The sequence below is a fragment of the Streptomyces sp. NPDC036813 genome, from assembly GCF_055609245.1.
In genome coordinates this window covers 246,094-264,993 of sequence record NZ_JBVJPV010000010.1, presented here as the reverse complement: position 1 = coordinate 264,993, position 18,900 = coordinate 246,094, and the positions used below count along the sequence as shown (strand labels likewise).

The 18,900-nt window shown below is 72.5% G+C and carries 19 protein-coding genes; 5 read left to right on the top strand and 14 right to left on the bottom strand.

Going from position 1 to position 18,900, the window contains the following annotated elements; all coding sequences use genetic code 11:
* Positions 1–159 precede the first annotated feature (159 nt).
* Positions 160–534, top strand: a complete 375-nt coding sequence (locus tag ACZ67Q_RS22300; protein WP_010357981.1) for an RNA polymerase-binding protein RbpA — start codon at positions 160–162, stop codon at positions 532–534.
* A 128-nt stretch (positions 535–662) separates the two neighbouring features.
* Here ACZ67Q_RS22300 and fxsA read toward each other — a convergent pair whose 3' ends face one another.
* The 4 genes from fxsA to ACZ67Q_RS22280 form a co-directional block, all read right to left on the bottom strand.
* Complete coding sequence (fxsA, locus tag ACZ67Q_RS22295) at positions 663–1,229, bottom strand: FxsA family membrane protein (protein WP_471184753.1); 567 nt, start codon at positions 1,227–1,229, stop codon at positions 663–665.
* Between the two features lie 46 nt (positions 1,230–1,275).
* Entirely contained in the window at positions 1,276–2,202 is a 927-nt protein-coding gene (locus tag ACZ67Q_RS22290) for a polyprenol monophosphomannose synthase (protein ID WP_471184750.1), read from the bottom strand.
* 533 nt (positions 2,203–2,735) lie between these two features.
* Positions 2,736–4,337: an amidohydrolase gene (locus ACZ67Q_RS22285; protein WP_471184747.1), complete on the bottom strand. Its 1,602-nt coding sequence runs from the start codon at positions 4,335–4,337 to the stop codon at positions 2,736–2,738.
* A 48-nt stretch (positions 4,338–4,385) separates the two neighbouring features.
* Positions 4,386–4,826, bottom strand: coding sequence for an Lrp/AsnC family transcriptional regulator (locus tag ACZ67Q_RS22280; protein WP_006136660.1), 441 nt, complete (start codon positions 4,824–4,826; stop codon positions 4,386–4,388).
* 269 nt (positions 4,827–5,095) lie between these two features.
* On the opposite strand from ACZ67Q_RS22280, the gene ACZ67Q_RS22275 reads away from it, so the two are divergent.
* Positions 5,096–5,533 carry a hypothetical protein gene (locus ACZ67Q_RS22275; RefSeq protein ID WP_471184745.1) on the top strand — a complete coding sequence of 146 codons (438 nt, stop codon included), beginning with the start codon at positions 5,096–5,098 and terminating at the stop codon, positions 5,531–5,533.
* Between the two features lie 374 nt (positions 5,534–5,907).
* A complete protein-coding gene (locus ACZ67Q_RS22270) occupies positions 5,908–6,042 on the top strand; it encodes a hypothetical protein (protein ID WP_471184743.1) in 135 nt (44 codons plus the stop codon).
* A gap of 573 nt (positions 6,043–6,615) precedes the next feature.
* On the opposite strand, the gene ACZ67Q_RS22265 is transcribed toward ACZ67Q_RS22270, so the two are convergent.
* From ACZ67Q_RS22265 to ACZ67Q_RS22250, 4 genes are all read right to left on the bottom strand, one after another.
* Positions 6,616–7,788 carry an acyl-CoA dehydrogenase family protein gene (locus tag ACZ67Q_RS22265; protein WP_471184740.1) on the bottom strand — a complete coding sequence of 391 codons (1,173 nt, stop codon included), beginning with the start codon at positions 7,786–7,788 and terminating at the stop codon, positions 6,616–6,618.
* A 246-nt stretch (positions 7,789–8,034) separates the two neighbouring features.
* Positions 8,035–8,697, bottom strand: coding sequence for a TetR/AcrR family transcriptional regulator (locus tag ACZ67Q_RS22260; RefSeq protein WP_471184737.1), 663 nt, complete (start codon positions 8,695–8,697; stop codon positions 8,035–8,037).
* A 109-nt stretch (positions 8,698–8,806) separates the two neighbouring features.
* Entirely contained in the window at positions 8,807–8,947 is a 141-nt protein-coding gene (locus ACZ67Q_RS22255) for an SCO1431 family membrane protein (protein WP_363265095.1), read from the bottom strand.
* A gap of 150 nt (positions 8,948–9,097) precedes the next feature.
* A complete protein-coding gene (locus tag ACZ67Q_RS22250; RefSeq protein ID WP_471184734.1) occupies positions 9,098–10,456 on the bottom strand; it encodes a peptidase C39 family protein in 1,359 nt (452 codons plus the stop codon).
* 205 nt (positions 10,457–10,661) lie between these two features.
* On the opposite strand from ACZ67Q_RS22250, the gene ACZ67Q_RS22245 reads away from it, so the two are divergent.
* Both ACZ67Q_RS22245 and ACZ67Q_RS22240 read left to right on the top strand, forming a co-directional pair.
* Positions 10,662–11,294 carry a uridine kinase family protein gene (locus ACZ67Q_RS22245; protein WP_471184731.1) on the top strand — a complete coding sequence of 211 codons (633 nt, stop codon included), beginning with the start codon at positions 10,662–10,664 and terminating at the stop codon, positions 11,292–11,294.
* Positions 11,295–11,697: 403 nt separating this feature from the next.
* Positions 11,698–13,560, top strand: coding sequence for an AAA family ATPase (locus ACZ67Q_RS22240; RefSeq protein ID WP_471184728.1), 1,863 nt, complete (start codon positions 11,698–11,700; stop codon positions 13,558–13,560).
* Positions 13,561–14,032: 472 nt separating this feature from the next.
* Here ACZ67Q_RS22240 and ACZ67Q_RS22235 read toward each other — a convergent pair whose 3' ends face one another.
* From ACZ67Q_RS22235 to ribH, 6 genes are all read right to left on the bottom strand, one after another.
* Positions 14,033–15,085, bottom strand: a complete 1,053-nt coding sequence (locus ACZ67Q_RS22235; RefSeq protein WP_471184725.1) for a hemolysin family protein — start codon at positions 15,083–15,085, stop codon at positions 14,033–14,035.
* Positions 15,082–16,416 carry a hemolysin family protein gene (locus ACZ67Q_RS22230; protein ID WP_471184723.1) on the bottom strand — a complete coding sequence of 445 codons (1,335 nt, stop codon included), beginning with the start codon at positions 16,414–16,416 and terminating at the stop codon, positions 15,082–15,084. The genes ACZ67Q_RS22235 and ACZ67Q_RS22230 overlap by 4 nt, the downstream gene beginning before the upstream one ends.
* Before the next feature lie 262 nt (positions 16,417–16,678).
* A complete protein-coding gene (locus ACZ67Q_RS22225; RefSeq protein ID WP_471184720.1) occupies positions 16,679–17,149 on the bottom strand; it encodes a PH domain-containing protein in 471 nt (156 codons plus the stop codon).
* Positions 17,150–17,187: 38 nt separating this feature from the next.
* Positions 17,188–18,036 (bottom strand): ATP phosphoribosyltransferase, encoded by an 849-nt coding sequence (gene hisG / locus ACZ67Q_RS22220; RefSeq protein WP_471184717.1) that lies wholly within the window; start codon positions 18,034–18,036, stop codon positions 17,188–17,190.
* 55 nt (positions 18,037–18,091) lie between these two features.
* On the bottom strand, positions 18,092–18,364 hold the full coding sequence (locus ACZ67Q_RS22215) for a phosphoribosyl-ATP diphosphatase (protein ID WP_361634963.1): 273 nt from the start codon (positions 18,362–18,364) through the stop codon (positions 18,092–18,094).
* A 34-nt stretch (positions 18,365–18,398) separates the two neighbouring features.
* Positions 18,399–18,884, bottom strand: coding sequence for a 6,7-dimethyl-8-ribityllumazine synthase (gene ribH, locus ACZ67Q_RS22210; protein ID WP_469815978.1), 486 nt, complete (start codon positions 18,882–18,884; stop codon positions 18,399–18,401).
* Positions 18,885–18,900: the final 16 nt, after the last annotated feature.

The following is an 18,900-nucleotide window of genomic DNA, read 5'->3' as shown; positions in this document are numbered from 1 at the left end:
GGTGGGTACTGCACTGGTTGACAAGGCTGCGGCACGACGGCGACGCATGACCCGGAACGGGACATCGGGACGGGAATCTTTACCGCCGACCGGACGTTGACCGGATGACGACGACAGCGACACCTGTCCTGTGGGCGACAAGCCCGGGAGGCACGATTCATGAGTGAGCGAGCTCTTCGCGGCACGCGCCTCGTGGTGACCAGCTACGAGACGGACCGCGGCATCGACCTGGCCCCGCGCCAGGCCGTGGAGTACGCATGCGAGAAGGGGCATCGATTCGAGATGCCCTTCTCGGTCGAGGCGGAGATCCCGCCGGAGTGGGAGTGCAAGGTCTGTGGAGCCCAGGCACTCCTCGTGGATGGCGACGGCCCTGAGGAGAAGAAGGCCAAGCCCGCGCGTACGCATTGGGACATGCTGATGGAGCGGCGGACCCGAGAGGAACTCGAAGAGGTCCTCGAGGAGCGGCTCGCCGTTCTGCGCTCCGGTGCGATGAACCTCGCGGTTCATCCCCGGGACAGCCGCAAGTCCGCGTAGTCCCTGCGGGGCTCGGACCGGTCCACAGCGCGCGTTACTGACCGCGGGCGCCGTACGTTTCGACGTACGGCGCCCGCGGTCTGTTGTGCGTGGCGTGGGTCCGCGGAGCTCAGGGGCCCCCTGCGCGCTCAGCGGGTCAGCGGCGGGCGGCGCTCCTGCGGGGTGTCGCCCGGCTCGTCGTGCTGGATGACCTCACCCTGGACGACCTTGCCGTCCGGGCGGTGGATGCGGGCCTGCTGGAAGACGTCACCAAGGCCGCCCGTGCCCGCCGCGCGCAGTGTGCGGTCCACGGTGCGCTCGGCGTAGCGGCCGACAGCCTTCTGGACCGGCGGGAGGAGCAGGAGCAGGCCCACCGCGTCCGAGAGCAGCCCCGGGATCATCAGCAGCAGGCCGGCCAGCATGAGAAAGCCGTTGCCGCCGCGCTGCGCCGGGGAGCCGCCCCGCTGCAGCGCCTCGTTGAGGTTCTGGAAGGCCCGCCGTCCCGCCCGCTTGACCACCGCGGCACCGGCCACGACGCCGGCGAGCAGCAGCAGCAAGACCACGAACCCGTTCGACGCGCCGGCGACGACGGTCAGCAGCCAGATCTCCAGCACCAGCCATGCGGCGATCCCCAGCGGCAGGGCGGTACGCAGCCGCGAGCGGCGGGCCCGCCCGGAGGGGCGGGAGGAGGAAGAGGTCGGAGCGCCAGTCGTCATGTCTCCAGTGTGCCTGGCCCCGGCTCAGCTCCGGATAAGAGCCTGATCAGGCGTTCCCGCCCGCAGGCGGCTCCCCCGTCGTCGGCTCACCCGTCGTGGGCTCACCGGTCGTCGGCTCACCTGTCGTTCGCTCCCCCGGAGCAGCCGCCGACGGCCTGGCCGGCTCGCTCGCCGACGCCCTGGCCGGTCTGGCCTTCCCCGTGAGTTTCCCGACGCGCTCCCCCACGCCCCACGCCGTGACCCGCCACAGCGCCTCGACGAGGATGTCGCGGCTCATCTTGGAGTCGCCCAGCTCCCGTTCGACGAAGGTGATGGGGACCTCGACGACGTGGAAGCCGGCCTTGATCGCGCGGCGCGCCAGGTCGACCTGGAAGCAGTAGCCCTGGGAGGCGACCTCGTCCAGGCCCAGGCCCTCCAGGGTCTCCCGACGGAAGGCCCGGTACCCGCCGGTGATGTCCCGCAGCGGAAGGTCGAGCGCCAGCCGCGAGTAGAGGCTGCCACCGCGGGAGATGAACTCACGGGACTTCGGCCAGTTGACCACGCGGCCGCCGGGCACCCAGCGCGAGCCGAGGACCAGGTCGGCGCTCTTGAGCGCGGTGAGCAGGCGGGGCAGCTCCTCGGGCTGGTGGGAACCGTCGGCGTCCATCTCGACCAGCACGCCGTAGCCGTGCTCCAGCCCCCAGCGGAAGCCCGCCAGGTAGGCGGCGCCGAGGCCCTCCTTGCCCTTGCGGTGCAGCACGTGCACGTGGTCGTCCTCGACGGTCAGCTCGTCCGCCAGCTTGCCGGTGCCGTCCGGGCTGTTGTCGTCGGCCACGAGAACGTGCGCCTCGGGAACCGCCCGCCGCACCCGGCCGACGATGCTCTTGATGTTCTCCGCCTCGTTGTAGGTCGGAATGATCACCAAGGCCGTGCCGAGCGGACCGAACTTCCTCCCCTGGGCCTTCGCCTCGAAAGTCCCGTCGCCGTCGTTCACTGCTGCCCCTTCATGTCCGTACGCAGAGGACCACCATAGTGGCCGCGGCCTGCGATGACGTGACAGGACGTTCGTATGGTGGTGTCCAAAGGGGAAACTCGGGGTAGGAGAGACGGTTTTGGGGCCCTTCGCACGCGCGTGTGCGGCGGATGGGGGCCCGGCGCCCTTCGGGCCGACCTGGGACCCGCTGGCTGCGGATCGACCGAAAGCCGTTGTCTACTGAGCGCCCGGGCCCCACCCGGGTCACACCTCCCCGGCGCGGCCAAAACGTTCCCTCGCCTGCGCTGCGCTGAGCCTGGCTCCCAGCGGCGGTGCCCCCGATCCGGGCGCACCGTCCCTGACCCAGCGGCGCTGCGGCGTGTGAACGTTTCCCGCACCGGGCGTCCGGTGGTGGACTCCGCCGAACCTATCGGCCCCGGGCCGCAGCCTGTCAACAGCCGTTCGACCTGCGGTGACGCCGTCAACGCGCAGGTCAGCCCGGCGACGGCGGCGGCGGGGCGGACGGCACCGGTCCGCCGCCCGGCCGCCGTAGATCACTCGCCCGGCCGTACGTACACCGTGCGGCCACCGACCACCGTGCGCAGGCAGACGGGCAGCTCACGGCCAGGGGTGAGATCGGGCAGGCCGGGAGTGCCCGAGCGCGGGTCGGTGGACCAGCGGGCGACGCGGTCGTCGGGGGCCTGGACGACGAGGGCGCCGGTGCGCCACACGGCGTAGTCGGCGGGGGCGCCCGGCACCAGGACGCCCGCGTCGTCGCGTCCGATCGCCCGCCAGCCGCCGCGCGTATGGGCGGTGAAGGCGGCGCGGACGGAGACACGGTGCTCGGCGGTGCGGTGGAAGGCGGCGGCCCGGACCGTGCCCCAGGGGTCGAGCGGGGTGACCGGACTGTCGGAGCCGAAGGCCAGCGGTACGCCGGCGCGCAGCAGCGCTGCGAAGGGGTTCAGCGTGCGGGCCCGCTCGGCGCCCAGACGCTGGGCGTACATACCGTCCTCGCCGCCCCACAGCGCGTCGAAGGCCGGCTGCACGGAGGCCGTCAGGCCCAGCTCGGCGAAGGCGGCGATGCTCTCCGGGGTGAGCATCTCGGCGTGTTCGACGCGGTGGCGCGCGGCCCGCACACGGGCCAGGCCGACCTTCTCCGCGGCGGCGCGCACGCCTTCGACCACGGCGGTCACCGCGGCATCGCCGATGGCGTGGAAGCCCGCCTGGAGGCCCGCCTCGGTGCAGGCGACGACATGGGCGGCGACCGCGTCGGCGTCGAGGTAGGCGGTGCCCGTGTGGGCGGCGTCGGCGTACGCCTCGTGGAGGCAGGCGGTGTGCGAGCCGAGGGCGCCGTCGACGAAGAGGTCCCCGGCGGCACCGAGCGCGCCCAGCTCCCGCGCCTTGGCGACGTCCGCCTCCGCCCAGTAGCCGACGACCCGTGGGCCCGGCTCCTCGGCGGCCAGCCGGAGCAGACCGGTGAAGTCGTCCTCGGAGGAGATCTCAGGACCGCCGCACTCGTGGACGGAACCGATGCCGAGGGACGCGGCATGCGTGAGGGCCGCGCGCTGGGCCTCGGCGCGCTGTCCGGGCGTGATCGCGCCGAAGGCGGTGGCGCGCACGGCGTGGTGGGCGTCGGCGGCCAGCGGGCCGTCCAGGACGCCGAGGCCGGGGGTCAGCTCCAGCAGGGCGGTGGTGACGACCGCGGAGTGGACGTCGATGCGCGACAGGTACAGCGGGCGCCCGCCGGTCGCCTCGTCCAGCTCCGCGCGCGTGGGCGGGCGGCCGTCGGCCCAGCGGGCGGCGTCCCAGCCGTGCCCGAGGAGCACCCGGTCGTGCGGCCGGGCGGCGGCGAACTCCCGTACGGCGGCGAGGACGGCCCCCAGCGAGGGCGCGCCGGACAGATCGAGGCCGGTGAGCGCCAGGCCGGTGGCGGTGGTGTGCACGTGCGCGTCGGTGAACGCGGGGGTGACCAGGGCGCCGTCGAGGTCGATCACCTCGTCGACACCCTCCGCGAAGGCGTCGGCCGCGCCCTCGGAGCCCACCCAGGCGACCTGGCCGCGTTCGACGACCATGGCGGTGGCGAAGGGGTCGGCGGGGCTGTGGACCTCGCCACGGCGGAGCAGGACGGTCTGCGGCTCGGGGGTGCGCTCACTCATGGGGAACAGTCTCCCGCCTGGCCCGGACCGTTCCGCACCCAGGTGGGGTCAGATGCGCGGCGGCCGTGCCTCGTACGGCGTGGACAGCACCACCGTGGTGCGGGTGGACACCCCGGCCAGCGAGCGGACCCGGGCGAGCAGCTCCTCCAGCTCGTGCGGGGTGGCCACGCGCACCTTGAGGATGTAGTTCTCGTCGCCGGCGACGCTGTGACAGGCCTCGATCTCGGGGACGCCGGCAAGCCGGTCGGCGATGTCGTCGGGCGCGCTGGGGTCGAACGGTTTGACCGAGATGAACGCGGTCATCGGCAGCCCGACGGCCTCCGGGTCGACGACGGCCGCGTATCCGCGGATGACGCCACGCTGCTCGAGCCGGCGCACCCGCTGGTGCACGGCTGACGTGGACAGGCCCGTGGCCTTGCCCAGGTCCGTGTAGCTCATCCGCCCGTCCTTGACGAGCAGCTGCACGATCTGACGGTCCAGCTCCTCCATGACGCAGAAACCTACAGGGCGGGTGATCTCCTCGGATACCTCCCAAGCCCAGGTCATACCCGGTTCGTGACCTGGCGGCCGGCCCTCCCTGCGCCATCCGGGCGGCGCACGGCCCGCTCCCGGTCACCTGCGCACCGCATGTGACGAATGCCACACGCTGGGAGCCGTCTCCGTGATGGTCTCGTGATTACCCCCCGGAGCGGACGGGAAGTGCTTGCTGTGGTCGAGGCCGCAGCGCCTTCACGGCCCAGCCCGAGGGGGAGAATCCCATGCAGAGTCTTAAGCGCCCTGGTCGCTCCGCGCCCAAGCGGCAGCAGCCCGTCGTCGATCCCGAGCCGGAGGGCGTCGAACCCGACGCCTTCGACGACGGCGAGGAGTTCGACGCCTACGACACCTTCGAGATGTACCGGGTGATCTGCCCGGACTGCGCGCAGCCGATCGCCCTGCTGGCGGACGAGGAGGTACTGCCGGAGCACGCGCTGTGCGCCTCGCCCTGGAACCCGTTCGGCCTCACGGTGTGTGCCGGTACGGGCCGCAGCGCGTCCGACGCCCGGCCCGCGGACGAGTCGTTCACGCCCCAGGAGCAGGACACGGCCCTGCTGTTGACGCTCCCCCAGGGCCTCGACTGGCGGACGCAGCCCTTCTCACACGTCGGCGGCCCTGGCTCGCGCCCGATGCGGGCGGCGACGATGCGGCGCGCCGCCTGACTCCACGCGTGACCGACCTGCGCCACGGCCGTCAGGGTGCCGTGGCGCAGGTCGGTGTGCGGTGCCGTGAGCGGTTTCGGGTGCTCGTCCGGCAACGTTCATCAAAGGCGGTCGCTTCAGCCAACGCACCTGTGGAGGCTGCTTATTGACGGTATGTCAGGTAATCCCGTGCGGCCACGAAGGGGACCGTGTCCCCGCGCGAACGCACGCCCGATTCCGCGGGCCGGTGACCTCGCGGACCGCCGCCGCGTTGCCCGGGTATGACCCGCACGTATGCGACGACCGGACATGAGCGGCGCCTCTTCGTGCCGCCACCCGCAGAATCGGTTCCTCTTGCGCCGCCGCAGCATCCGGACCCGCCCATCTACCGTGCGGTGCTGCGAGTTTGGGCGGAGGGCGGCCGCACCCTGCCGGGCCGCCACGACCCGGAGTGGGCCCGGCTGGCGGCCCCACTGGTCCGACCGGGCCAGTTCGGCGGCTTCCGCGGCGGCCTGGGCGACCCGGGCTGAGCGAGCAACGGGCGCTGGCCGAGCCGGGATTCAGCGAGGCTCGACACTTCGCCCGACCGGGACGCGGAGGCCACGCGGCCTCGTCGAGCCAGGGCCCCCAGCGAGCCGCAGGAATCACCGAACCTGCGCCCGACGGGCCGGCCGGCCCCGCTGGAGCCGGACCCGGCAGGCCACGCGGCCGTCTCCGAACCCGGGTCCGGCAGGCGCCCCGGCCCGCACCGAACCCGAAACCGGACCCGCAGCCCGCGCCGAACCCGCAGGCCCGCCGGCCCGGGCCCCGCGGCCCGGACCCGCAGGCATCGCGGCCCGCGCAACCGAACCGGGGCCCGGCAGACCCCGCGGCCCGCACCGAACCCGGCCCAGCGCGCCACGCAGCCTGCACCGAACCCGAACCCGAACCCGGGCCTGACAGGCCCCGCGGCCCGCACCGAACCCCGCCCAGCGCGCCACGCGCCCCGCACCGAACCCGGACCTGGCACGCCAGGCGGCCCGCACTTCTTCGGGCCCCGGCACGTCACGCGGGCCCGCACCCGGCTCCGGGCGGCGCGCCACGCGGCCCCGGCGAATCGCCGCTCAGCGGGTCTCGGGGCCCGCGAGGTGGCGGGCGATGACCATGCGCTGGATCTGGTTCGTGCCCTCGACGATCTGCAGCACCTTGGCCTCGCGCATGAACCGCTCGGCCGGGAAGTCGGCGGTGTAGCCGTAACCGCCGAGGATCTGGACGGCGTCGGTGGTGACCTTCATCGCCGCGTCGGTGCAGTGCAGCTTCGCCATGGCCGCCTGCTTGGCGAACGGCCGGCCGGCGTCCTTCAGCCGGGCCGCGGTCAGGTACAGCGCCCGGCCCGCCTCGATCTGGGTCGCCATGTCGGCGAGCATGAAGCGCAGGCCCTGGAAGTCGGCGATCGGCTTGCCGAACTGCCGCCGCTCGGTCGCGTACGTCACCGCCTCGTCGAGCGCCGCCTGGGCCACGCCGATGGCGCAGGCCGCGATGCCGAGCCGCCCGGAGTCCAGGGCAGCCAGGGCGATGGTGAAGCCCTGGCCCTCCTCGCCGATGCGCCGGTCGTCGCCGACGCGGACGCCGTCGAGGTGGACCTGCGCGGTCGGCGAGCCCTTCATGCCCATCTTCTTCTCGGGCGCGGCGGCGCTCAGCCCCTCGGCGTCCCCCGGCACCAGGAAGGCCGTGATCCCACGCGGCCCCTCCTCGCCGGTGCGGGCCATGACGGTGTAGAAGTCGGCGACCCCGCCGTGCGTGATCCAGGCCTTGGTGCCGGTGATCACCCAGCCGTCACCGTCGCGGACGGCCTTGGTGCGCAGGGAGGCCGCGTCGGAGCCGGAGGCCGGCTCGGACAGGCAGTAGGCGCCGAGCAGCCCGCCGCCGAGCATCGCGGGCAGGTGCTCGACCTGCTGCTGCTTGCTGCCGAAGGTCGCGAGGGCATGGCAGGCGAGGGTGTGCACGCTGACGCCGAGGCCGACGGTGAGGCGGGCCGCGGCCAGCTCCTCCAGCACCTGGAGGTAGACCTCGTACGGCTGGTCGCCGCCGCCGTACTCGGAGTCGTAGGGCAGGCCGAGCAGTCCGGACTCGGAGAGGAGGGAGAAGACCTCGCGGGGGAAGCGTCCGGCGTCCTCCTCCTCGGCAGCCTTCGGGGCGATCTCGCGCTGCGCTATGTCACGGACGAGCGAGATCAGATCCCGGGACTCCTCCGTGGGCAGCAGACGGTCCACCGGCTGCGGGGCGCGGTCGGGCATGGCGACGCTCTCCTCCCTGTCGGGCACGTCGGCGGACGTGCGCCCGGGGTGGGGGCGGCTCCGCCGGGTCTTCCTGGTGCCGGTCGGGGCGGGCGTTTCCGGGTCTCGGAACACTGCTGACCAGCGGCTGTGCGCTGTGAGTATGCCCGATCCGAGGGGTCGCGTCACCAGTTAACGACCGCTTACTTCAAGAAAAATCCGGGACCCACCCGCGGGGCCGGAAATCGGGGCGCATCCGCGCCGGCGTCAGCCCTCGCGGCGGGCGGGTCCGGGGGCCGGGCAAGCCGGCTCGATCTCCTCGATGGCGCGCAGGACGCCGCCCAGCGTCTTCACCAGCAGCTCGCGCATCGTGTCCCGGGACAGCTCGGGGCGGTCGACCCAGTCGAGTGTGGCGCCCTCGACCCCGCACACCCAGGTCAGCAGGCCCATGCGGGCCGGCGGGGTCAGGTCGCTGCGGCCGTAGGCGCCCTCGGCGATGGTGAGGATGATCGCCTCGCGCACCGAGTCACGTATGGCGTGCACCTCGGTGTCGAAGCCGACACCGCCGCTGACGATGGTGCGGTAGGCGGCCTGGTTCTGCTCGGCGTAGCGCAGATAGCCGTCGATGGTGCGGTGCACGCGGTCCACGGCGGGCAGGTCCGCGCCGCTCGCGGCGAAGGCGACCAGGTCGGCGACCGCGTCCTGGACGATGGCCAGGTAGTAGCCGCGCTTGGACCGGAAGTAGTAGTAGATCAGTCCCTTGGCGACATGGGCCTGGCGGGCGATGTCGTCCATCGACAGGGCGTCGTAGGAGGTGTCGGCGAACAGCCGGCGCCCGATGGCGATCAGTTCGGCGCGACGCGCCAGCGAGCGCTCCGTGCCGCGGGGTCCCGGAACGGCGACGGCAGCGGGCTGGTGGCTGAGGTTCAAGGTCGACCCCGGGTTCCTGCGGGCGGCGGACATGCCGCAGTATGGCAGGTCGGGTATGCCTCGGATCACAGCTGTCCGAGCCGCGAGAACCCTTCGGGCGAAGGGCGGTTCAGAGCAGTCCGAGCTGGGTGACGAGCATCGCGAGCACGACGACGAGCACCCAGCCCATTGCGTGCTCCAGGATCGTCGGGCCGTCGTCGCGGGGGCCGCCGGTGCGGGCCCGGGGAGCGGTGGCCGTGTGTGCGGTCATGGCGTCGTCTCACTGTGGTCGTCCGTGCGGGGCAGTCCCCCGCCGATCGTCCACCATGCCACCCCCGGCCCGGGTTGTGGCGGAGAGGTTGGTCACAGCACCCGCCGGGAGACGGCCACCAGGCGGCTCCCGGTGGCCGTCGAGGGCCGCTCAGCGCACGCCCACCGCCGCGAGCGCGGCCCGCTGCCGCGGGGTCGGGCGGGCCGGGAAGTACAGGTAACAGACGCCTCCGGTACCGGAGGCGACCTTGCCGGAGGCGTTGTACCGCTTGGTTCTCAGCCAGATGTTCTCGAACTCCCGGCGCAGGTAGACGCGCCGTACCGCCGCGTCGTTCGGCGAGGCGGGGTCGTTGGCGATGACATCGCCGTCGGGCGTGAAGCCGATCACCGTCATCAGGTGCCCCGAGGTGCCGTAACCGGCCCCGGTCAGCTCGGTCTTCAGGAAGGACTGGGACGTCATGGCCGGGATGCCGGCCGCGATCAGCGTCTCCAGCTCGGTCAGCGAGGCGAGCCGGGTGACCACGCCCTGCAGGTCGGCGAAGGTGGCCGCGTAGGCGGCGTTGAAGGGCCAGTTGCCGCATCCGCCGTACTGGTAGTCGTAGGTGTACCGCGCCGCGTGGCAGACCTGCGGGTCGGCGTACGACGGATCGACCCAGGCCAGCTGCTGGGTGGTGAGCCGACCGCCCCAGTACTCGATGATCATCTGCGAGGAGGTGGGGCTGCACCAGGCCTCGCCGCCGTTGTCGTACTCCGGGTACTGGCCCTTGTGGATCTCCTGCGAGTAGCGGGGTACGGCCAGTTCGCGGGCGAGGACCGGGGTGGAGGCGGGGACCGTGAAGCGGTCGGGGATGTCGGAGCCCATGACGCCGAGCCGCCACACCGTCGGCGTGGCCGTCAGCCCCGGGCGGCGGTACAGGGTGAGCCGGAGCCGGTAGGAGGCCAGCCGCAGACCGGAGGCGGGGTCGTCGATCGAGAAGGTGTCGGTCCAGACGCTGCTCCTGCCGTCCGTCTGGCCGTCGACGGAGGTGCGCCGGATGTCCTGGTCACCGGCCGCCCACCGGCCCATCACGTACCAGGGCGTCGCGGTCCCGTCGGAGTAGGTGCCCTGCAGCTCCGTCTGGATCCAGGTGCCGGCGGGGGTGCGGGCGTTCCAGGAGGCGATGGCCTCGGTGGCCGGGACGGCCGGCCGGTGGACCGGGGAGGTCCAGGTGGCGTACTCCCAGCGGGCGGTGGTGCCGGTGTGCGGGTCGGTGTAGTCGGTGGTGCCGGCCGCCTCGCCGATGACCAGGCCGGGACGGGCACCCGCGACGGCCCGGGTGCCCTGGGCGGTGCCACCGCGCCAGTCGGAGTACGTGGTCCAGGAGCGGTAGTCGATGGGACGGGCCGGGCCGGCGCGGCCGGCGGCGGACGCGCCGCCCGCGGCCAGGACCGGGCCGGCGCCACCGGCCACCGCGGCGGTGACCGCGGCGGCCAGCAGGGTTCTGCGGGAGGGCTGTTCGGCTCTGCTCATGGGCAGAAGACCCCCAGGGATGCGAGTCGGGGCGGGCAGTTCCGTGCGGCAGTGGGCCCCACTATGACCCCAGCGGGCGGCACTGGCCAGCACCCGACGGGCATGCCGCGGCACCAATATTGGTCCATACCCCTGGCATGACCTGGGCGGCAGCGGCCGTACACTCTCCCCGCCACCGCTCCAGCCCCCGAACCACCACCGGACGATGCCCGACACCCTGCACCAGCTCGCCGCCCATCTGCGCCGGCTCCCCGCGTCCTGCGGCCCGGTGCGCCTGGTCGGCGTGGACGGACACGCCGGCTCCGGCAAGTCGACGTTCGCCGGCCGGCTGGCGCGGGCCCTGGGCGATGCCCCGGTACTGCACCTGGACGACATCGCCAGCCACGAGGAACTGTTCGCCTGGACGGACCGGCTGCGCATCCAGGTGATCGAACCGTTCAGCCGCGGCGAGACGGCCCGCTACGCGCCCTACGACTGGCGCGCCCGCCGCTTCGGCGCGCCGCGGCCACTTCCGAGCGCCCCGGTCGTGCTGATCGAGGGAGTCGGCGCGGGCCGCCGCGCCCTGCGCCCGCACCTCGCGCGCCTGCTGTGGCTGGACCTGCCGCGCGAGGAGGCGTGGGAGCGCGGCAGGCGACGGGACGGAGCGGAGCAGAGGGACTTCTGGGCCGGATGGGTCGAGGCAGAGGACCGACACTTCGCCGCGGACCCCTCGCGCCCCCACGCGCACCTTCTGGTACGCCAGTTGGGCACGGGATACGAGGTGCTGCCGGGGCCTGGAATGACTGCCGCCGAAGACCACGACATCACTCAGGGTGACGGACCATCCGCGATGTGGTGAACCCGTGAAGACCCTTGCGCGGGAACTTGGCCGAGTGTCTCAACTCCGCTTGACCCTGGGCCCGTACAGGACTTACGTTCTCAATGTGCGGCAAACGAAGCCGCCCCTTCGACGCGAAGCCCCTGGTTGTTCCCCCGTGACCGGGGGCTTCGTTCTGCCCTCACAGCCCCGCACGGCCGCTGTGAGGCGCCGGACGCTCACACTCGGTGACCACCCCGCGTGCGCCCCGTCCGCCCCCACCTCGCCAAACGGCCGGTGCCACACCCTTCGGCCGACCACCGACCCATGGGTACGATGCCCTCGGTGCGACCTACGGACGCTGCTTCGCGCACCTGCAACTCCGGTCCGCGGCACAGCGGTTCGAACCAAGGCATCGGCGGGGGCACGGTTTGTGGGGGACGTGATGGACTTCGGCACGCGGGGCCCCGAGGCCCCGGCCGACCTCGCCTGGCTACGAGGCGTGGACGCCTACACCATGGGCGGCTACCCGCAGGCGGAGGAGGAGTTCCGCACCGCGGTGCGGATCGATCCCGGCATGGCCGACGGCTGGCTGGGCCTGCACGCGCTGCGCGTGGACACCACCACGGCCCTGCTGCGCATGTACCGCCACCGGGACCGCTTCGGCGAGCAGCGCGCCCGGCACCGCCGCACCCTCAACTCCTGGTACTGGCTGGGCTGGTGGGTGCAGCCCGTCCTGGAGACCCCGCGCGACCTCCTCCTCGCGCACGCCTCGCACTGGCTGGACGGCCGCCACGTCCCGGAACTGGACCGTGCCCTCGCCGGCCTGCCCCCCGTGGACACCGACCCGCAGGTCCGCTTCCTGCACGCCTGCCGCGCCTATCTGGTCAAGGACTGGGAAGAACTGGTCCGTCACACCGACCCCCTCCTGGACGACCCCCTCCTCGGCATCGAGGCGGGCCTGTTCGGCGGCATGGCGAGGGTCCGCCTCGAGATGTACGGCCAAGCCGAACCGCTGCTGTCCACCGCCCTGATGCGCTGCCGCAGCGAACAGCCGCAGCGCAAGGAGCTGCGCTACTGGCTGGCCCGCGCCCACGAGGGAACCGGCCGCTCCGCGGCGGCCCTCCCCCTCTACCGAGCCGTCCACCGAGTCGACCCCGCCTTCATGGACACCTCCGCGCGGCTCGCGGCGATCGCCGAGGGCGACGGCTACGACGTCACCACCGACCCGGCCGATCTCGCGGCGGTGACCCTCACCGGCACCGGCCAGGACGGCGCGGACGGCCCCGACGGCCTGGACCCCCTCTTCGGCACCGAGGGCCGTGACCTGCGACTGACCGACCTGGACCTGCCCCCCGTGCCGTCGGTGCCGACCCCGGTGGTGCGCGAGAAGACGACCGCGCCCCCGCATCTGCCGGCCGGCCCGACCGACCCGGCGTTACTCGAGGAGGCGCTCGCCGAGCTGGAGCGCATGGTGGGCCTGGAGCCCGTGAAACGCCAAGTCAAGGCGTTGTCGGCACAGTTGAACATGGCCCGGCTGCGCGCCGGCCAGGGCCTGCCGGTCCAGCCGCCCAAGCGGCACTTCGTCTTCTCCGGCCCCTCGGGCACCGGCAAGACCACCGTCGCCCGCATTCTCGGCCGCGTGTTCTACGCCCTGGGCCTGCTCGGCGGCGACCACCTGGTCGAGGCGCAACGGGCCGACCTGGTCGGCGAATACCTGGGCCAAACCGCCGTGAAAGCCAACGAACTCATCGACTCGGCCCTGGGTGGAGTCCTCTTCGTCGACGAGGCCTATTCCCTCTCCAACTCCGGCTACGGCAAGGGCGACGCGTACGGCGACGAGGCGCTCCAGGTCCTGCTGAAGCGTGCGGAGGACAACCGCGACCACCTCGTCGTCATCCTCGCGGGCTACCCGGAGGGCATGGACCGCCTGCTCTCGGCGAACCCCGGCCTGTCCTCCCGCTTCACCACGCGTGTGGACTTCCCCTCCTACCGTCCCCTCGAACTCACCGAGATCGGCAAGGTCCTCGCCGCGGAGAACGGTGACCTGTGGGACGAGGAGGCCCTCGACGAGCTGCGCTCGATCGCCGGGCACGTGGTCGACCAGGGCTGGATCGACGAACTGGGCAACGGCCGCTTTCTGCGCACCCTCTACGAAAAGAGCTGCGCGTACCGGGATCTACGGCTGTCGGCCTACGCGGGCCCCCTCTCCCGCGACGACCTGGCCACGCTGCGCCTGGCGGACCTCATGCAGGCCTACGGCGAGGTCCTCTCGGGCCGGGGCCCCCAGGACCCGTCGGCCCACTAGCCGCGGCCGGCGTCACGGGCACGGACGGCGGCCTGCGTGCCCGGCGTCGACCGGCACGCGACACTGCGGCCGGCCGCGGGCGGGGACGCTCACCGACACTGGCCGGCCGCCGCTGCACCCGCCACGACGTTGGTGCAGGCGCCGACGGCGGGAAGGGGCCGGGGTGGGGGGTGTCCGCCCGCAGCGTCCGGCACCGGGCAAGGGCGCCGTCCTCGGAAACGGCCGGCCGGACCGAGGGACGGACACCCCCCACCCCGGCCCCGACCCACAACACACCGCAGGCGCGACACCAGCCCACCACGCACCGCAACGGGCCGCCGCAGGCAAAAAAGGGGCGCGGGGAACGGCGCGACCAGCCACAACGAAACCCGCAGACGACAACGCACCCCGCAGGACCACGCACCGCACGGGACAACGCACCGCACGTGACACGCCCCCGCAAGGCACCACGCCCCCGCAGGGACAACGCACCCTACGAAGCCAACACCTGCTCCGCCGCAGCAGCCCGATGCGCCGGGTCCCGCACCTCCCCCACCAGCAGCTCCAGCACATCCTCCAGCGCCACCACGCCCAGCACGCGCCCCGACCCGTCCGCGACCTGTGCCAGATGCGTGGCCGCCCGCCGCATCACGGTCAGTGCGTCGTCCAGCGGCAGCTCCGCCCGCAGCGTCGTCATCGGCCGCCACACCTGCTGCGGCACCGCACGATCGGAGTCCTCGAGATCGAGCACGTCCTTGACGTGCACGTACCCCATGAACGCCGACCCCCGCTCCGCCGCCACCGGGAACCGCGAGTACCCGGTGCGAGCCGTCAGCTCCACGATCTGCCCCGGCGTCACCGACGGCGGCACCGTCACCAGTGACTCGCGCCTCAGCAGCACATCGGTCACCGGCCGGGACCCCAGCTCCAGCGCGTCCTCCAGCCGCTCCTGCTCCTCCGGATCGAGCAGTCCGGCCTGCCCGGAGTCCTCGACCAGCCGGTTGAGCTGCTCACTGGTGAACACGGCCTCGACCTCGTCCTTGGGCTCCACCCGGAACAACCGCAGGATGCCCTTCGCGCAGGCCCCCAGCGCCACGGTGATCGGCTTGCACAACCGCGCGAACGCCACCAGCCCGGGGCTCAGCCACAGCGCGGCCTTCTCCGGCGCGGCCATCGCGAGGTTCTTCGGGACCATCTCCCCGATCACCAGGTGGAAGAAGACCACCGCAGCCAGCGCGATCACATACCCGAGCGGATGGATGACGCCCTCCGGCATCCGCACCCACGCGAACACCGGCTCCAACAGATGCGCGACCGTCGGCTCGGCCACCGCACCCAGCGTCAGCGAGCACACCGTGATCCCGAACTGCGCCGCGGCCATCATCTGCGGCAGGTGCTCGAGTCCGTAGAGCACCTGCCGCGCCCGGGCGGTCCCGAGCGGTTCGATCTGAGAGCGCCGCACGGAGACCAGCGCGAACTCGGCTCCGACGAAGAACCCGTTGGTCAGCACGAGCAGCGCGGCGAACACGAGTTGGAGAACGCTCATCGCACGGCCTCCATCACGTTCACGGCCGGCGTCGTCCGCACCAGGCGCACCCGTTCGGCCCGGTAGTGCCCGACCTGCCGCACGGACAGCCGCCAGCCCGGCAGCTCCGCCTTGTCCCCCGGCGCGGGAATCCGCCCGAGCAGGTCGGCGACCAGCCCGGCGACGGTCTCGTACGGCCCCTCGGGGGCGTCGAAACCGACCCGCTGCAGCACGTCGACCCGGCAGCTGCCGTCGACGTCCCAGGCGGGCCGCCCGTCCTCCGGCGGCGCGGGCGCCAGCTCCGGCAGATCGTGCACGTCGTGCTCGTCACGCACCTCGCCGACGAGCTCCTCCACGATGTCCTCCAGGGTGACCACCCCGGCCGTACCGCCGTACTCGTCGACGACGACGGCGATCGGCTGTTCGCTGCGCAGCCGGGTCAGCAGCGGCTGCACCGGCAGGGTCTCCGGCACCAGCAGCGCGGGCCGCGCGATCCGGCTGACCGGCGTGCGCAGCCGGTCGTGCACGGGCACGGCCAGCGCGTCCTTCAGATGGGCCATGCCGACGATTTCGTCGATCTTCTCCCGGTAGACGGGGAACCGTGACAGCCCGGTCGCCCTGGTCAGGTTCACCACGTCCTCCGCGGTGGCCGACACCTGCAGCGCGCTCACCCTCACGCGCGGCGTCATCACGTGCTGCGCGGTGAGCTCGCCGAGGGACAGGGTCCGTACGAACAGGTCGGCCGTGTCCTGCTCCAGCGCTCCGGCCTGTGCGGAGTGCCGGGCCAGGGAGACCAGCTCACCCGGCGTGCGGGCGGAGGCCAGTTCCTCGGCCGGCTCGACGCCCAGGGCCCGTACGAGCCGGTTGGCGACGGTGTTCAGGGCGGCGATCACCGGCCGGAACAGGCGCGAGAACACGTGCTGCGGTCCGGCCACGAACCGGGCGACCTGCAGCGGGCGCGAGACGGCCCAGTTCTTCGGCACCAGCTCGCCGATCACCATCTGCACGGCGGAGGCGAGCAGCATGCCGACGACCACCGCGACCCCGGAGACGGCGCCCTCGGGGATGCCGATCGCGGTGAAGGGGCCGTGCAGCAGCCGGGCCAGCGCCGGTTCGGCGAGCATGCCGACGACGAGGGAGGTGATGGTGATGCCGAGCTGGGTGCCGGAGAGCTGGAAGGACAGTTCCTTCAGGGAGTCGACGACCGTACGGGCGCGCTTGTCGCCGTCGGCGGCGGCCTTCTCGGCCTCCGGACGCTCCACGGTGACCAGGCCGAACTCGGCGGCCACGAAGAATCCGTTGGCGAGGATCAGCAGGAACGCGGCTGCCAGGAGCAGCAGGGGGATGGTCATGATGCCGCCGCCTGCGGGTGTCCGTGGCGGGGGGCCGCGGTATGTCGGCAGGGGGCGGCGCAGGTACTACAGGACGATCCGTCCATCGCCGGAGAGGGTCACTCCTCGGATAGCAGGGGCCCCGGACGCCGGGCGGCGCGCAGGGGCGGGGCGCAGCGAAAACGCCTCCGCCCCCAGATTAATCAAGAGGTGGGGCACTACGGCAGGGTGGACGACCCCGAGTTGGCCCCTGATCTTCGCCCGAACGGTTCCGCGCGCGGGCTCAGGACCGCCCGTCGGGGTCGCCGGAGGTGTCGGGGTCGGTGATGGACCGGGCCTCGACCAGCGCCCGCAGGGTGTTCGCGTCGGCGAGGGCGCGCTGCTTGTTGATGCCGGGCTGGATGCCGAGGGCGGGCAGGCTGGTGCCGTCGCTGAGGTTGAGGAAGACCCAGGGGTCGCCGGTGCGCAGGTTCACCTTGAGGATCTCCGCCCACTCCAGCCGGCGGGTGCTGGCGAAGTTGACCACGGTGACGCCGGACTCGTCGGCGACGACCTTGGGCCGCGACAGCCAGAGCAGGACGCCGAAGAGCAGCGCCCCGGTGACGACGAAGCTGAGCTTCTCCCCCGGGCTGAGCTGCTCAAGCAGCAGGGCGACCGTGGAGATCACGACGAAGATCACGACACCGGCGGTGAGCAGGACGACCCGGGTGCGGGCCGGCCGGAAGGTGACGGGAAGGGAAGGCAGATCGGACATGTCAGGAAGATCCCACACAGGCGACGGGTGGCCGCCGCTCAGAGCCGGCAGGCGTGGATGGCCGTGGTCAGGATGGCCCGCGCGCCGATGGCGTACAGGTCGTCCATGATCCGCTGGGCCTCCTTGGTCGGCACCATGGCGCGGACCGCGACCCAGCCCTCGTTGTGCAGCGGGGAGACGGTCGGGCCCTCCAGGCCGGGCGTGACGGCGACGGCCTCTTCGAGGTGCTCGGCGCGGATGTCGTAGTCCATCATCACGTAGGTGCGGGCCACCAGGACGCCCTGGAGGCGGCGCAGGAACTGCTGGACCTTGGGCTCGTCGGCGTCGGCGCCGGTACGGCGGATGACGACCGCCTCGGACTTCATGATCGGCTCGCCGAACACCTCGAGGCCGGCGTTGCGCAGCGAGGTGCCGGTCTCGACGACGTCGGCGATGGCCTCGGCCACGCCCAGCTCGATGGCGGTCTCGACGGCGCCGTCGAGGTGCACCACGGCGGCGTCGACGCCCTGGTCGGCCAGGTGCTGGGAGACGATGCCCTCGTAGGAGGTGGCGACGGTCTTGCCCTTGAGGTCCGCGAGGCTCGCGACCGCGCGCGGCTTGGCCGCGAAGCGGAACGTGGAGCGGGCGAAGCCCAGCGGCAGGATCTCCTCGGCGTCGGCGCTGGAGTCGATCAGCAGGTCACGGCCGGTGATGCCGATGTCGAGCATGCCGGAGGAGACGTAGATGGCGATGTCGCGGGGCCGGAGGTAGAAGAACTCGACGTCGTTCTCCGGGTCGACGATGCGCAGCTCTTTCGACTCGCGGCGCTGCTGGTAGCCGGCCTCATGCAGCATCTCCGCCGCAGGGCCGGACAGTGAACCCTTGTTGGGGACGGCGATGCGCAGCATGAGGTCGGCTTCCTTTGTGTGAAGGGGTGGGGTACGGCGGGTGTGGGCGTGCGGCTTACAGGTGCGCGTAGACGTCGTCGAGGGAGATCCCGCGGGCGACCATCATCACCTGGAGGTGGTACAGCAGCTGGGAGATCTCCTCGGCCGCCGCCTCCTTGCCCTCGTACTCGGCGGCCATCCAGACCTCGGCGGCCTCTTCGACGACCTTCTTGCCGATGGCATGGACACCCTTGCTCACCAGCTCGGCGGTGCGGGAGGTGGCGGGATCGCCCTGGGCGGCCTTGTGCTGGAGCTCGGTGAAGAGCTCCTCGAACGTCTTCTTGGACATGGTGCCGCCCACTCTACGCGGTGTGCCGCACGGCCTAGTGCCACGGTTCAGATACTGAGCGCAGCGTGGCCGCGGTCGCGACCGCCGCCGTCACCGCCTCGTGGCCCTTGTCCTCGCTGGAGCCCTCCAGGCCGGCCCGGTCGAGGGCCTGTTCGTCGTTGTCGCAGGTGAGCACGCCGAAGCCGACGGGCACGCCGGTGGTGACCGACACCTGGGTCAGGCCCTGGGTGACGCCCTGGCAGACGTAGTCGAAGTGCGGGGTGCCGCCGCGGATGACGACGCCGAGGGCGACGACCGCGTCGTAGCCGCGCTCGGCCATGACCTTGGCCGCCACCGGCAGCTCCCAGCTGCCGGGGACCCTGAGCAGGGTCGGCTCGTCGATGCCCATCTCGTGCAGGGCGCGCAGGGCGCCGTCCACCAGGCCGTCCATCACCTTCTCGTGCCACTGCGCCGCGATGACGGCGACCCGCAGGTCACCCACATTGCGTACGGACAGCTCCGGTGCGCCCTTGCCGCTCACGTCTCTCCTCAGTGCC

Coding starts and splice junctions, on each gene's coding strand:
- ACZ67Q_RS22240 (WP_471184728.1), top strand. CDS start 11,698: ATGGACTTCGGCACGCGGGGCCCCGAGGCCCCGGCCGACCTCGCCTGG.
- ACZ67Q_RS22230 (WP_471184723.1), bottom strand. CDS start 16,416: ATGACCATCCCCCTGCTGCTCCTGGCAGCCGCGTTCCTGCTGATCCTC.
- ACZ67Q_RS22215 (WP_361634963.1), bottom strand. CDS start 18,364: ATGTCCAAGAAGACGTTCGAGGAGCTCTTCACCGAGCTCCAGCACAAG.
- ACZ67Q_RS22280 (WP_006136660.1), bottom strand. CDS start 4,826: ATGGAGGAGCTGGACCGTCAGATCGTGCAGCTGCTCGTCAAGGACGGG.
- ACZ67Q_RS22245 (WP_471184731.1), top strand. CDS start 10,662: ATGCCCGACACCCTGCACCAGCTCGCCGCCCATCTGCGCCGGCTCCCC.
- ACZ67Q_RS22265 (WP_471184740.1), bottom strand. CDS start 7,788: ATGCCCGACCGCGCCCCGCAGCCGGTGGACCGTCTGCTGCCCACGGAG.
- ACZ67Q_RS22225 (WP_471184720.1), bottom strand. CDS start 17,149: ATGTCCGATCTGCCTTCCCTTCCCGTCACCTTCCGGCCGGCCCGCACC.
- ACZ67Q_RS22235 (WP_471184725.1), bottom strand. CDS start 15,085: ATGAGCGTTCTCCAACTCGTGTTCGCCGCGCTGCTCGTGCTGACCAAC.
- ACZ67Q_RS22250 (WP_471184734.1), bottom strand. CDS start 10,456: ATGAGCAGAGCCGAACAGCCCTCCCGCAGAACCCTGCTGGCCGCCGCG.
- ACZ67Q_RS22275 (WP_471184745.1), top strand. CDS start 5,096: ATGCAGAGTCTTAAGCGCCCTGGTCGCTCCGCGCCCAAGCGGCAGCAG.
- ACZ67Q_RS22300 (WP_010357981.1), top strand. CDS start 160: ATGAGTGAGCGAGCTCTTCGCGGCACGCGCCTCGTGGTGACCAGCTAC.
- ACZ67Q_RS22285 (WP_471184747.1), bottom strand. CDS start 4,337: ATGAGTGAGCGCACCCCCGAGCCGCAGACCGTCCTGCTCCGCCGTGGC.
- hisG (WP_471184717.1), bottom strand. CDS start 18,036: ATGCTGCGCATCGCCGTCCCCAACAAGGGTTCACTGTCCGGCCCTGCG.
- ACZ67Q_RS22255 (WP_363265095.1), bottom strand. CDS start 8,947: ATGACCGCACACACGGCCACCGCTCCCCGGGCCCGCACCGGCGGCCCC.
- fxsA (WP_471184753.1), bottom strand. CDS start 1,229: ATGACGACTGGCGCTCCGACCTCTTCCTCCTCCCGCCCCTCCGGGCGG.